Source organism: Paenibacillus nicotianae, from assembly GCF_042681745.1.
Lineage (GTDB): Bacteria > Bacillota > Bacilli > Paenibacillales > Paenibacillaceae > Saccharibacillus > Saccharibacillus nicotianae.
This window is the reverse complement of sequence record NZ_JBHUGF010000011.1, coordinates 53365-66542: the sequence shown is the minus strand read 5'-3', so window position 1 is coordinate 66542 and position 13178 is coordinate 53365. Positions and strand designations below refer to the sequence as shown.

13 protein-coding genes and 1 pseudogene are annotated in these 13178 nt (G+C 36.5%); 4 read left to right on the top strand and 10 right to left on the bottom strand.

Going from position 1 to position 13178, the window contains the following annotated elements; genetic code table 11:
- Positions 1–163: 163 nt before the first annotated feature.
- On the bottom strand, positions 164–1276 hold the full coding sequence (locus tag ACFSGI_RS19020) for an NADH-dependent flavin oxidoreductase (protein WP_204825790.1): 1113 nt from the start codon (positions 1274–1276) through the stop codon (positions 164–166).
- 188 nt (positions 1277–1464) lie between these two features.
- Between ACFSGI_RS19020 and ACFSGI_RS19015 the strand changes: the two genes are divergently transcribed.
- On the top strand, positions 1465–1875 hold the full coding sequence (locus ACFSGI_RS19015) for a MerR family transcriptional regulator (RefSeq protein ID WP_379284079.1): 411 nt from the start codon (positions 1465–1467) through the stop codon (positions 1873–1875).
- 98 nt (positions 1876–1973) lie between these two features.
- On the opposite strand, the gene ACFSGI_RS19010 is transcribed toward ACFSGI_RS19015, so the two are convergent.
- Positions 1974–2447 (bottom strand): DinB family protein, encoded by a 474-nt coding sequence (locus tag ACFSGI_RS19010; protein ID WP_204825788.1) that lies wholly within the window; start codon positions 2445–2447, stop codon positions 1974–1976.
- Positions 2448–2677: 230 nt separating this feature from the next.
- On the opposite strand from ACFSGI_RS19010, the gene ACFSGI_RS19005 reads away from it, so the two are divergent.
- Together ACFSGI_RS19005 and ACFSGI_RS19000 are read left to right on the top strand one after the other, a co-directional pair.
- Positions 2678–3073 (top strand): MerR family transcriptional regulator, encoded by a 396-nt coding sequence (locus tag ACFSGI_RS19005; RefSeq protein WP_204825787.1) that lies wholly within the window; start codon positions 2678–2680, stop codon positions 3071–3073.
- A gap of 144 nt (positions 3074–3217) precedes the next feature.
- Positions 3218–4405 (top strand): MFS transporter, encoded by a 1188-nt coding sequence (locus tag ACFSGI_RS19000; protein WP_379284076.1) that lies wholly within the window; start codon positions 3218–3220, stop codon positions 4403–4405.
- Between the two features lie 160 nt (positions 4406–4565).
- Here ACFSGI_RS19000 and ACFSGI_RS18995 read toward each other — a convergent pair whose 3' ends face one another.
- Both ACFSGI_RS18995 and ACFSGI_RS18990 read right to left on the bottom strand, forming a co-directional pair.
- Positions 4566–5651, bottom strand: coding sequence for an FAD-dependent monooxygenase (locus tag ACFSGI_RS18995; protein ID WP_204825785.1), 1086 nt, complete (start codon positions 5649–5651; stop codon positions 4566–4568).
- A gap of 131 nt (positions 5652–5782) precedes the next feature.
- The gene (locus ACFSGI_RS18990; RefSeq protein ID WP_204825784.1) at positions 5783–6445 is read right to left on the bottom strand and encodes an NAD(P)-dependent oxidoreductase; all 663 of its coding nucleotides are present in this window, start codon (positions 6443–6445) and stop codon (positions 5783–5785) included.
- A gap of 122 nt (positions 6446–6567) precedes the next feature.
- Here ACFSGI_RS18990 and ACFSGI_RS18985 point away from each other — a divergent pair, with 122 nt between their 5' ends.
- Positions 6568–6936 (top strand): MerR family transcriptional regulator, encoded by a 369-nt coding sequence (locus tag ACFSGI_RS18985; RefSeq protein WP_204825783.1) that lies wholly within the window; start codon positions 6568–6570, stop codon positions 6934–6936.
- A gap of 273 nt (positions 6937–7209) precedes the next feature.
- Here ACFSGI_RS18985 and ACFSGI_RS18980 read toward each other — a convergent pair whose 3' ends face one another.
- The 6 genes and pseudogenes from ACFSGI_RS18980 to ACFSGI_RS18955 all read right to left on the bottom strand — a co-directional run bounded on the left by ACFSGI_RS18980 (position 7210) and on the right by ACFSGI_RS18955 (position 13178).
- The gene (locus ACFSGI_RS18980) at positions 7210–8949 is read right to left on the bottom strand and encodes an ABC-F family ATP-binding cassette domain-containing protein (RefSeq protein WP_204825782.1); all 1740 of its coding nucleotides are present in this window, start codon (positions 8947–8949) and stop codon (positions 7210–7212) included.
- Between the two features lie 568 nt (positions 8950–9517).
- Positions 9518–10246 carry a hypothetical protein gene (locus ACFSGI_RS18975; protein WP_204825781.1) on the bottom strand — a complete coding sequence of 243 codons (729 nt, stop codon included), beginning with the start codon at positions 10244–10246 and terminating at the stop codon, positions 9518–9520.
- 12 nt (positions 10247–10258) lie between these two features.
- Positions 10259–10840 (bottom strand): SLATT domain-containing protein, encoded by a 582-nt coding sequence (locus tag ACFSGI_RS18970; protein ID WP_204825780.1) that lies wholly within the window; start codon positions 10838–10840, stop codon positions 10259–10261.
- Entirely contained in the window at positions 10818–11696 is an 879-nt protein-coding gene (locus ACFSGI_RS18965; RefSeq protein WP_204825779.1) for an SMODS domain-containing nucleotidyltransferase, read from the bottom strand. Before ACFSGI_RS18965 ends, ACFSGI_RS18970 begins: the two co-directional genes overlap by 23 nt.
- A 287-nt stretch (positions 11697–11983) precedes the next feature.
- Positions 11984–12218 (bottom strand): annotated as a pseudogene (locus ACFSGI_RS18960) (23S rRNA (pseudouridine(1915)-N(3))-methyltransferase RlmH); the annotation flags it as partial.
- Positions 12219–12458: 240 nt separating this feature from the next.
- A complete protein-coding gene (locus ACFSGI_RS18955; RefSeq protein WP_204825778.1) occupies positions 12459–13178 on the bottom strand; it encodes an SDR family NAD(P)-dependent oxidoreductase in 720 nt (239 codons plus the stop codon).

Sequence of the window (13178 nt, the reverse complement as noted above, 5' to 3'; positions counted from 1 at the left end):
TTGTTCTTTACCCGTAGGAGGTGTATTCAATCGGGAAAAGGTAAAAGAGAAGCTTTTATTTATTTTTTATTCGATTATTTGTATATCAGTAGACAATAAAAAAGAGAACTCATCTAAGAAGGTTCTCTTTTTAATATATTGGTATAGTACTAATTATCTTACTTTATTCGGTAATATTAAACCACCCTGGTGCGTTTTTAAGAATGGTTACCAATTTTTCTGGAAGCTCAATACGAGAAAGATTTAATTCAGAAGTGATCTCAGACTCGCGTCCGCTTTCTACTTTTTCAACCCAATCTGGATTCATAATTAGTGCATGTCCAAGCGCGATTACTGGTAATCCTGATTCTACATATTCAATCGCTTCATCGGCTGTTGTCACAGAACCGGCTGCTAGTACAGGTACTCTGCCGTTTGCTTTTTCGAGAATTAATTGAAGTCTTGTTTTGTCATCTTGAGCGTCTACAGGCTTAGAGGACAAATGATCTAACGAAGCATGGATATAATCCAGATCTTGTTCTACCAGAAAATCGATTAATTCGTACGTATCTTGCATACGTAATCCATCTGCTTTGGATGATTCTTCAGGTGACAGACGATATCCTACCATGAAAGGCTTTGTAGCATGTTTTGCAATAACCGATTTAATTTCTTCAATAACAGCTAATGGAAACCGTAAACGGTTTTCAAGTGTGCCGCCCCATTGATCTGTACGTTGGTTAGTAGATGGTGACCAGAAGTTTTGAATTAAAAATCCATGAGCTCCATGAATCTCAACACCATCGTATCCCGCTTCAATTGCTCTTCTTGTTGTGTCTCCAAATGCTTGAATCATTGCAAGAATTTCTTCGTGTGATAATTCTCTGGCTGCTGCTGTGGAGCCAAGAGCAGTTACCTCAGGCAACAATTCACTTGCGCTAACTACATCCAGTTCAGGTAACGCTTTATTTCCTGCATGAAAAATTTGCAAGATCGCAGGTGCTCCTCCACTTTTAGCGGCTTTTGCTAGCTTTTGCAAACTAGGAATAAATTCATCATCATATCCAGCAAACTCATGTGTAAACCCTTGTCCATTTGGAGTGACATGCGTACATCCTGTAATCACAAGTCCAACACCATTCACCCGTTGCTCATAATAACTGACTTCCTGATCGGAAACGGTAAGATCCTCATTACTTGCCCATGTTGTCATCGGTGCCATAACAACCCTATTTTTAATCGTCACTCCACTTTTAAAAGTGAAAGAATTAAATAATTTGCTGTATTTTTTATTCATATGGTTAGCCCTCTTTGTTTTATATTTTCTTAACAATACCTATTGTATTAGGTTGACGTAAGGGGAAGTAAAGAAGAATTTTTTATAACGTCACTACAATTTTTCTAGTTTTGTATCTTCTTTTTGTGCTATGATCTAGTTACAGTAACTGTAACTAAAAGGTGGAGAGAAATAATATGGTCTATTCTATGAATTATGTCATCGAAAATGTAAATATTTCTGCGAAAACGCTAAGATTTTATGAAGAGCAAGGCATTTTACCGAATATATCTCGTGATGAAAAAGGAAGAAGAGTCTATACCGAACAAAATATAGATTGGCTTGCTTTTATCCGGTGTCTACGAGAAACGGGAATGTCTATTGCTAAAATAAAAGAATACAAAGAACTTTTTGAAGCGGGCAATACTACTTTTTTGGAAAGACAAGAAATGTTAAAGAATCATAAAGTAGAAATACAAAAGCATATTGAAGAAGAATTAAAACATCTGGAAGAAATCAATTACAAACTAGCGATGTACGAACTACAAAAAGATGAAGTCGCCAAAAATCCTGATCATGTTTTTAAATGTCATGGGATGGAAGTAAACATTCTTAATTAATAGCAAAAAGATCTGTTTGGATATGAAGTGTTATGATCTACAAAAAATGCCCTGCATCCTAACTGTTATTGAAGTTACGGCGCAGGGCTATATGTATTTTATTCAAACAACTGCACATTCGGCTCTCGCTTCAACACATGCACTAACATCGCATGCAATTGTCCACGATGATGGTAGAAGTGGGATTGGGTATCTAGAAGCCATTCATAACGGGAATGCGTACCACCCCAAAATGCTGTAGTTTGTTGCAAAAGTTCTGATTCGTCTAGCTGTGCTATGCCTTCTTTGAGAAAATTATAATGTTGCAGTAAAGCTTGTGCGATAGCATCCAGATTAGGCGCAGGTTCCGCTTCTTCATAGAAAAGGTCGATCTCTTCCTCGGAGACACCTTTTCCGATCAGAAAGTCCGCTTTGCAAAGTACAGACAGATGCGCAAGCAATTCTCCGATAGACATTTTCTCTGCGGTGGGTCTAATACTCAAATCTTCATCACTCAATGTGTTGATAAGCTTAATCACAGAATCGACAGCCATATCCATCTGCTTAAAAATCCCCTGACAATAGATATTCATTGGTATCTTCCTCTTTTCTTCCAACAGAATATTCAATCTTTTTAAAACTGCTCTACTGTATTCTACCTCTTATTATTTCGTATCCCATCTTATTAATCTTCTAGTTATAAAGAACATGTTTATAGATTACAACGATCTTACTATCCTTATTCTACTATGCTCATCATCGTAAAATGTACAGCGAAAAAAAACTTGCATTAGAGTTTACTCGAAGGTATATACTTTGTCTCATGGAAACATTATTAACGATTCGACAAGTTGCTACTGTCACAGGTCTTAGCGTCCACACTCTTCGATATTATGAAAATATCGGACTGCTATCTTCGATTGATCGCAATGAACATGGGTATCGTTGCTATTCTTCAGCAGACATAACATGGATTCAATTTCTGACACGTCTTAAAGCGACAGGAATGTCTATCACCAACATGCTTGAAATTGCTGAACTTCGCAGACAAGGTGATTCTACTCTAACCGCAAGGAGGATTCTTCTCGAAGAGCACTACGCAGAAGTGCAGCAGAAAATGAAAGAATTACAGCACAATATGGATTTACTCGCTGATAAAATCGTTACCTACAAAGGAATGGAACACGATTATCAATCCAAACAAACATCTACCGAGTAAATACAATCTACTTTTCTTGATAATTCCCTCAACCTACTCATCTAAAATAGATTCCCGGCTTTTTCTTATGGGATGGTTGAGGCTTATAATAATACCAACTAAAAACATTGAATTAGTCAACTTAATTTTGAAAGGATGATTCTGTTGTACTCCAATAAAACATTTTTCACTTATGCGATAGCACTAGGCGTATTTGGTATTACAAATACGGAATTTGGTATCGTTGGTATTTTGCCAAAAATCGCTGAACATTTTCAAATTAGTGTATCTCAAGCAGGGATGTTAGTAAGCATGTTTGCTTTGATTATTGCTATTTTTGGGCCGTTTATGACTCTTTTACTTTCGGGGATCAATCGCAAATGGGTTCTGATTAGTGTACTTATTGTATTTACGATCGCAAATATTTTCTCTGCATTTGCTCCAAGTTATGAAGCTTTGATGATCTTTCGAATGTTACCCGCTTTTCTGCACCCTGTATATTTTTCGGTCGCTTTTGCCGCTGCGGCAAGCTCTGTCCCCAAAGAACAAAGTGCCATAGCTGTAGGCAAAGTATTTACTGGCTTAACGATAGGGATGGTATTAGGTGTTCCGATCACTGCTTTTATAGAAGACCAGTTTTCGCTTGAAATCGCATTTCTGTTTTCCGCAGTAATCAATGCGATCGCGCTGATTGGCATTTTGATCTTTATTCCCACATTACCTGTTGAGACAAAATTATCTTTTGGCAAACAGTTAACTGTCCTAAAAAAACCACAACTCTGGCTAAATATTGCGACCGCTTGTTTATTTTTAGCTTCTTTGTATTCTGTCTATTCTTATTTTGCAGAATATCTTCAAGCAGTGACCGGAATGAATGGCAAAATCGTCAGTATTATGTTGATTCTTTTTGGTGCAAGCGGGATTGTTGGTAATATACAGACAGCTACATATTTAAGCAAAAATATGCTAAAAACGACTATTGTCTATCCTTTTGCACTCGGTATTATTTATTTACTGGTCTATTATATGGGCGCTTATACGATTCCTATGATCATCATTATTCTGTTATGGGGAGCTGTTTTTACAGGTGGTTTGATCGTTAGCCAGACATGGTTAACATCAGAAGCCAGCGAAGCACCGGAATTTGCCAATAGCTTGTTTGTTTCGTTTGCTAATCTGGGAGTTACGATTGGCACCACTTCTGGCGGATGGTTTCTATCTCAGATTGGAGTCCATTCCATCACCTGGAGTGGTATAGTATTTCTATTGCTTGGACTGAGCTGTGTTATAGTCAAGATTAAGTTTTTTGATTCTAACAAAAGGTCTCAAGTGTCTAGTAAAGTAAGACTATAATTGACTTCATATGTAGGTGCAGATAGCTTGAAGCACTAACTATATTGCAATCTGACATTCAATCGAAAATGTATAAAATAAAAAGACCACTTCTTGTGTAATAGCAGAAAGTGGTCTTTTGTTTGATTACTGTATAACCTAAAAAATGGATCAGCGAAGTCTACTGTGCATTTCTTTCGCGAATTGCTTCTTCGGTCTGTGGAATTAGAAATTCGACCATCATCGCCGCTGTTTCTTGCACTTCTTCGATAAAAGGATGGAAATTATTATTGTACGTCTGAAACGCAAGTTCTACATCATCTTGATGTTGCTCAAAAGCATCTGCCAAAGCCGCTGCTCCATCTATAGCCAGTGATCCACCCATACCGGCAGCAGGAGAAGCACAATAGCCTGCATCGCCGACTAATGCTATCCGACCTTTCGTCCATGACGGCATTTTCATCTGGCAAAGCTTGTCAAAGTAAAATGGTGGTGAATTTTTCACTTCTTCTAGCAGTTCGGGCACACGCCAGTTCATACCGGCAAACTGCTCTACTATAATTTCACGTTGCTGTTGTTCATTGCGATAATCATACGGAATTTCATGATCAGAAGAAAAGCATAATACGATATCCGTTTTACCATTGTACGCATTCACCATAACGGTTTTGCCCGGTTCATTGTACATTTGGGTTGTATTTTCACGAATAAGTAGCTTATCTACGATAGTGATCGAGAAATAAGTTTTTAGAAAATGAGAGAACTCTGCTTCTTCACCAAAGCACAATTTGCGGACGATCGAATGAATGCCATCACAGCCAAACACCAGATTATATGAGCCTTGTTGTCCACTTTTGAACATGACCTCAACACGATCATTGTTTTCTTCCAAAGATGTAATGCTATCACTGAATACGAATTGTACATCGTTTTTGACAGCGTCGTACATCATATGTAGCAGTGTATCTCGTTCTATTTCATATTCATTATCGTCAAGCGGTTCACGAATTTCTGATTTTTCTGTCACATCATCTGCATTTTTGAATTCGGTCAGTTCCATATGGATTTGGTGATCTCGAATCTGGTCAAGTAATCCCATACGCTTAACAATATCTACTGTATTTTCGCGAATATTTACCGGAGTGCCGCCTTGTTTGAGACCGCTTGCAATCTCGACCACAGTTACTTCATATCCTCGTTTGTTCATCCAATAGGCTGTTGCCAGACCCGCAAAGCTTGCGCCACTAATCAGAATTCGTTTATTCATGTTGTTTCCTCCAGCTCTTCGCTATAATTTGTAAGCACATGAGATAGCATAGTACAATAATATCAACAGAATATAAAAATTATTGCATATTATATAATAGTTGTCGATACAAATAGTCTAGATGCTATACTTCAAAACGATTTGCTGTAATAGCTTAAATCGCATGTGTGAATAGCAGAGTCATCCTTTAAAAGTCTATAATTGTATGCTGCACAGTCTTCAAAAGTGGCTAGACTAAACTTGGTTTGATCTCTTTGCAATATTCCTTTGGTAGAACCTTCTGCGATAATACATGCCCGGTGGACTATCCAATCAATATCTTGTGCTTCATCCACCAAATATTCGATAACAGATTCATTATCTTTATGCTGACCGAGCAGACCGGCACGTCTTGCCACTGTATTTTTTAAAATCCAAGTTAGCCAAGGAAGCTTTTCTTTATAAGGACGAGTGAATCCTCCAGCTTGATAAAGGAATCGTTTTACACGTTGTCGCCGCATGGCTGGTATCATTTTTTGCACAAATAAAGTGTTGGTCGGCTCTTTCTGTTGTTGTTGAGCATCTCCAAGCATACAAATCACCACATCGACATCATGAAGTAGTGCATCTATATCTTGGTCGTCCATAATAGAGCCCTGAATTAATTCCAAATTCATATGTTGTTGCTTCATCTTTGTTATGTCTCGTACTAAAGCTTTGACTTTATGTCCATTCGCTAGAGCGATCTTAACAAAATGCTGACCTGTTCGACCTGTTGCGCCAAATACTAAAAATGTCGATGGTGAAGCTTCCATAGATCATCCTCCAATTTGAATTTCGTATACTATGCTAATCACGAATAATACCTGATACCTTTTATACTGATAAAATCAGAATACAGTATGGAGTGTACTCCATAGCAAGGAGAGAAGCGGAATTGGCTAAGGAACAGTATTATTCTATGAAGCAAATGGTGCAGTTAACTGGATTATCCAAAGATACATTACGCTATTATGAGCAGATTCGTGTTCTGCAACCTGTTGCCAGAGATACTAACAATTACCGAAAGTATGCACAAGCTGATCTGGATTGGCTGAAGATGGTGAAGCTGTTACGAGCCACAGGAATAGGAGTCACCGAATTTATAGATGGACAGCTTGCCAGTACTCAAAAGCGACGTGAATATCTTGAACAACATCAACTTCAAATTGAACAAGATATCCAAAAGCTTCATCGTATTCACGATTTTTTAAGTGAAAAAGTCTCTTTTCTAAAAATGTTGGAAGATCGAGAAAAGAAAGAGTAGCTTCTACTTTGCAGAGACATGTACGGGTATCAGTAGTACAACTACCATTAGTATGCTAATCCTAAAAGAATCCTAGAAACACCTTCTATATGGCTTTATTCGATTGATGCTACATTGAAAAGATGTAGCTCATTTAGAGCAATAAAGAGTTCTACATAACAAAAAGACACTGAGATGTGATGCACCAGTGTCTTTTTGCTATATAGAGGTTGTTCTATCATCTTATTTTATCGTGGAACTAGAGCTTATTTACTCTAGTCGTATCGCTGTCTGTTAAACCAACTTAATTAATTCTTCTAGTTCATCCACCAGACGTTTAGCCAGTTCAAAATTCGTATCTTTTAACGCTAATTCTATTTTCATTTCAACTGCTTTTTTATTTTTTTCCGCTTCTAAATAGCCTTTATCAAAATGGCTATCATAAATCATCTGTTTGAATTCGTCCATACTCATTTTTTTAACCGTTTTATCTTCAATAATCAACACATAATCCATCCCGTTCACAACCGAATAGAAATCATGCGAAATCATAATAATAGCACCTTTATAATCCGCAATCGCTTTTTCGAGTGCGATCTGTGTATAGGTGTCTAAATGGCTTGTCGGTTCATCTAGAAATAAGATGTTAGCGTGACTGGCAGAGACTTTAGCCAATTGTAGCAGGTTTTTTTCGCCACCGGACAACGATTCGATCTTCTGATTCAGAATTTCGCCTGCAAAACCGTAGTCTGCAAGATACGCTATAATCTCATCGTACGTTTTAAATCCTGCTTCGATAAATTCATCCAGAATCGTATTGGAATCTTGAAGCATTTCGCCCTGGAATTGAGATAAATACGCCATTTGGGCATCTGGTTTGATATCGATAGCTTCATGGTTATTACGGAAAATATCTCGAAGCAATGTCGTTTTGCCTGTACCGTTGGGCCCGATCAGAGCGACTTTATCTCTAGGTTTTATTTTGAAGCTTACATTTTCCAACAGCAGTTCGTCAAAAGAAACGCTATAATCACGAACATTGATCGCAAATCTACTTTCAATTTCATGATCGATATCCAAACGAATATCCGGTTGTTTGATATCGACAAATGGTGCTTTGAGTCGACGTGCTTCCAAGCGTTCAGTAAACCTCACTCTAGCTTTGAGCGCTCTACCACGGGATGCTTCAGAGTTATATGTCGCGATTTCTCGAAGATTATCGACGATACTTTCGTTGCGCTCAATCTCTTCTGCTTCAGCAACAGTCAATTCTTGTAACTCTATTTTAGTCTGAAGAAGGGAGAAGTTATAATCAATATAGCGCCCGTCAAACTCTTGCAGTTCTGTGTTTTCAAGGTGGATGATTTTGTTAAAACAATGATTCAATAGATAGCGATTATGCGTAATCACAATGAGCATACCTTTGTGAGAATTGATTAATTTTTTCAATGAATTAAGATTCTCAAAGTCTAAAAACACATCCGGTTCATCCATAATCATCAAGTCTGGACGCTGAAGCATTTCCTTCATCACTTGAATCAGTTTGAATTCGCCACCGCTCAAGTCGGATACGTTTAGATCTTTGATCTTCATGAGATTTGCTAGATTTAACTGCTTATTAATGGTACTTTCAAAATTGTCCCCATCCATCGCATCGAATGCGTCTGAAGCCAATTGGTGTCTCTCCATAAGAGCATCCATATCAGATGTCGTTGCCATTTCAGCATAGATCGCTGTAATCTCATCTTGGATCTTGATAAATTCTTCTGCGATATATTCAAAAACCGTCACTTCTTTGGTTTTGTCGACTTGCGAGAACTGACTGACCAGCCCGATTTTGCAATCTGGATCAATCTCTAACTTGCCTTCAAATAAATACCTGTCCACATCCATCAGGATATCGATCAAAGTACTTTTCCCACTACCACTTGTTCCGATAAAAGCACAATGTTGTCCTTCTTCAAGCGTAAATGAAATATGATTGTAAAGCTCTTTCTGTGGAAACGAGAAGGATAAATCTTCAACTTTTATCATAGTGTTACCTTTCTGTATAGCTAAAATGGTGATGATTGTATAAGAAGTCTTGCCGAATAGGAGTATCAAGTGTGCCACTCCTCAGAGTAACACGGTTTACGGGTAAGTACAATTGATTTGTGGTATTTATATATAAAGTCATATGCACTTTTGACTATAGATTAGTTTTTCGAATAGAATTTAGATTATAGATACTTTTTTAATTACTTACATTTTAATTCTTTCATCGTTTTTTCAAACAAAAAAAAGAACCTCATGAGTTAATTTTTCACATGAGATTCTTTCTAATTACAATTATTTCAAGCGTTTTTCAGCTTCTTTTCTGATTGTACCAATAAGTTTATCACTTCTTGTATCTCTACCATTTTCATTTCTTATTGTACCTGAAGGAAGACCATTCTTTTTCTCAAATGTACCTACTTGGCAATCACTACGCACTTTTCTAATTATTTTCTTACCTCCTATGATATGACTAAGATTTTAATAATTTTGATACATAAGGTTAAGTCATTGCTGGCAAGAATTGTTACATATCCCTGCCAGCTTTTTATAAAAAATTATGATTGCTCTATTCCCATTCTATATTAGTTCTCATTTCCTCAGCCCACATTTGCCGCATCTCAGCTTCATATTCAGCACGGATATCAGCTTCAACTTCTCTTTGATATTCCTGAACATCTTCTTTCGTGCTCTTTATATGGTCTAAAGAACCATCGATACCATCAAAAAAATTACTTAACTCGCTTATTCTTGCTCTTAGATTTCTCAAGTCTAGTCGATTTTCTTCTTTTAATGTTGGATCAAGGTTTTTCGTAAGGGGATATCTAAAAGTAAAAGAATTGTTATCGAATTCCTGAAATTGAAATACATAACTTTTAACATCCTCAATCATTTGCTTATGCACTTCTGAAGTATTTATACTAATAAAGATGGGTTCTAGCTTATTCCACATTCGTATTAAGTTATGACTAGCATGATTTATGCTAGTAGTTTTTGAATCCTTATCTTCTTCTGAATATTCCAAATACAAGGATTTTAAAGAGAGTTCAAGAAACTGCCTATAGTTAAATACAATCGGAAAAATGTAAGCATCCAACTTAACAATATCATTTGAAGTGACAGCAACTTCTACAACGAGATCCCCAGCTTCCTTATATCCTTTAATATATCCATAAAAATCAGATTTTGTTCTCCAACCATAATGAGCAAAACCATAATAGTCATTTGTTTTTTGAAATAACTTACATCCTTTTTTAGGATAATGAATTTCTGGAATAGAACCAAAATCTTTACTCATCTCACTCACTCCTTATTCAATCATTTTTCTATTTTCTCTCCTTATAGCAGTTGGCAACATTACATCAATTTCTTTATCAGAAAATGTTTGTTCCTCTTCTGTTTTCAATGCTTTTTGAGCCTGCTTGTAACTTTTAGCATCTGTCCTAGGTGATTGGGCATATATTTCAGCAGTCCTATTTTGAAGTTCATCTCTCTGTTTTCTAATGTTTTCGTCATTCAACAGTTCAAAATCTGTAAGCAAGGAAACATATTCCTCTCTTATGATCCATAGAGCATCAGCAGCTTTTTGGTGTGATTGAGAAGTTTCAACCAAATCAAAGTTTTTAGTGTAAGCATTTAATATTAATAAAGCTATAGAAACTATAGCACCAAATATTCCTGCTATTACTTCACTAGTAAGAATTGTTGCTAAAAAGCCTCCTGTTGTTAACGCTGAAAGTATAATTTGCCATACTTTAATCTTATTATTCTGAGATAACATACGCTGAACAATTTTGTTGTGGGAAGTTGATGTATAGACTATACGTCCATATGCTTCTCTAAGCTGAGATTCTATTTTATATCCTTGACTAGCTTGGGAATTTCGATCCATAAATCTCCCTCCATTTTTGCTTGGACGAATAAGGCAACTCATCTGTTTGTTTTTGAATAGCTTCTAAAGAAATGTTGTACGCTGTAGATGCTTTGTTTTGAAAATTGCCACCTTTCCATACATAACGTCCACTACCGGGCGCTTTCCAAAAGAGTTGTTCCTTATCAATATCTTTTAGATACTTAAAAAAATCTCTACTCATAAAATCGTAATAAAGATAAGATTTATCTCTATGCTCCCAATCTCCTATGAATTTATAAGCTAAGGTATCAATCAATATCCCACTCATGGGCACAGCACATTTATCTTTCCAAGCTCTTGTCATTCTACAAAGTCGTTTTAAATTCTTGTTGGTAGAGATATTGCGAATATTTATTGCATCTATTTCTTTTCTAGGATCGGTGGTTTTCCACGAACCACCATTATTTGTGTCGGGGTATGTATAACTATTATCTTTATTTATAAAAGCAGGAACAATTTCGAAGTTAATTCCGTCTGTAAAATCAATACCTATAACTTGTCCGTCGCCTTTTAAATGAGAAGTACTATAAGTTTTTTGTAAGACTTTTTTAACCTCTTGCAGAAGTGCTGATTGACCATTACCTGTATAATCGTTGTATTTTTTATAAGTTTCATACGGAAGTTGAACTATCATATCTATATCACTTGTCCATATTTCTGTCCCTCTTCCATACGAGCCTACATAAAGGCTGTGTGAAGAATCAGAAGTCGTATCCCAATAGTCTAAGTTAATCCTTTTAGTGATTTGCTTATATCTGCTTCTAATCGTACTTACTGTATCGTCGCTCATTCTTAAATTAGAACAAAAGGTAGAGAACTGTTCACTAACTGACATTAAAATCCCTCTCTTTACATAATTTTCATAGGTCTTAAGACATTATAACATGTATTTTATTCTAAAAATACATGTTATTTCCTAATTTAGAAGGATAAAATTATACCTATAAAAAACCTAACAAGAGACAATAAACGAGAAATACTGCAAAACTTTGTTATACAGTAAAGAGAGATAGAAAAGAACTCGTTCATCTACAATATTTCTAAAATTATTAGATTTTAGAATTTTTTAAAGTAAAATCGCATACGTTAATATATCAATTAACACTTATAACGTTCATTGTCCTATTTATGATAAGGCTCCCCACAATTAATCTTCACCGTCCGATACACCTGTTCCACCAGCACCAACCTCATTAACTGATGCGGTAACGTCATCCGTCCAAAACATAACTTCTGCTGTGCCCTCTTCAACACCTCATCCCCAAGCCCGAGACTTACCCAATCACAAATACCACGTGACTGCTACCATACGCACCTAAGCGATCCAGTTATTTGCTAACTCTTCCGAAATCTGTAGCTTTCTATTAATCACATGCACAGCTGGCTTGATCTGACACAGTGTTCATTCGTCTCTTTGTCCTTCACAATCCTTACTTCTACATCACTTAATACGGTTTACTGCTATACATCCAAGCCAAAGTAACATCCGACTATAACATACATATCCGCATACAAAATAAAAACCACTCATAAATATAGAGTGGCTTTTTTGAAAAGAATTTCACTTTTATCTTAAAATCGTTCTTGTTGGAATCAATTACCCGTTTGTATCTAACATTGCTGGCATGTTGATTTCTTTGACACAAGAAGCTTTGGACAGATTCATCACGCATTTGACTAAAGAAATCAAATCTTGAAGTGGAATCTGGGTTCCACCGTATGTAGACAATACTTTTTCGATTCCATCTTCTAAAGGAATTTGGGTTGCAATCTCACCCGGATTTATACAAGTGACACCAATTCCGTATTTCTTCACATGCTCTCTTATCGAATTTCCAATACCACGCAAGCCAAATTTGGAAGCTGTAAATGAGACTTGTGTAAAATCATTATGTTCCAGACCTGCTGTAGAACCGATCAAGAAAATCTTGCCGTTATCTGACTTTTTCAAATTCGGTAAAAGCTTCTGGATACAGGTGATTGTAGAAGTAACATTAATATTGATAATGTTCGCAACTTCAGCGGGATCATCTTGCTCAAAATCATAGTCGTCTCTGAACCCTTTGCTCTCCCATATGCCTACATTGTATATCAATACATCGATGGTAACGTCATTCAATGCATTCGCAATCAGATGACTTGCATCAGGTTTCGCCAAATCCGCTTCAATCCAATATTTTTCTATACCATCTTCAACATCTAAACTATTAGGGTACGTTCTAGAAACCACCCACACACGATCACCTTTTTCAGGTAATCCTTTAACAAATGCTTCACCTAATCCTTTGCTGGCTCCAAAAATAATAAAATTTTTCAT

Coding starts and splice junctions, on each gene's coding strand:
- ACFSGI_RS19020 (WP_204825790.1), bottom strand. CDS start 1,276: ATGAATAAAAAATACAGCAAATTATTTAATTCTTTCACTTTTAAAAGT.
- ACFSGI_RS19015 (WP_379284079.1), top strand. CDS start 1,465: ATGAATTATGTCATCGAAAATGTAAATATTTCTGCGAAAACGCTAAGA.
- ACFSGI_RS19010 (WP_204825788.1), bottom strand. CDS start 2,447: ATGAATATCTATTGTCAGGGGATTTTTAAGCAGATGGATATGGCTGTC.
- ACFSGI_RS19005 (WP_204825787.1), top strand. CDS start 2,678: ATGGAAACATTATTAACGATTCGACAAGTTGCTACTGTCACAGGTCTT.
- ACFSGI_RS18995 (WP_204825785.1), bottom strand. CDS start 5,651: ATGAATAAACGAATTCTGATTAGTGGCGCAAGCTTTGCGGGTCTGGCA.
- ACFSGI_RS18990 (WP_204825784.1), bottom strand. CDS start 6,445: ATGGAAGCTTCACCATCGACATTTTTAGTATTTGGCGCAACAGGTCGA.
- ACFSGI_RS18980 (WP_204825782.1), bottom strand. CDS start 8,949: ATGATAAAAGTTGAAGATTTATCCTTCTCGTTTCCACAGAAAGAGCTT.
- ACFSGI_RS18975 (WP_204825781.1), bottom strand. CDS start 10,246: ATGAGTAAAGATTTTGGTTCTATTCCAGAAATTCATTATCCTAAAAAA.
- ACFSGI_RS18970 (WP_204825780.1), bottom strand. CDS start 10,840: ATGGATCGAAATTCCCAAGCTAGTCAAGGATATAAAATAGAATCTCAG.
- ACFSGI_RS18965 (WP_204825779.1), bottom strand. CDS start 11,696: ATGTCAGTTAGTGAACAGTTCTCTACCTTTTGTTCTAATTTAAGAATG.
- ACFSGI_RS18955 (WP_204825778.1), bottom strand. CDS start 13,178: ATGAAAAATTTTATTATTTTTGGAGCCAGCAAAGGATTAGGTGAAGCA.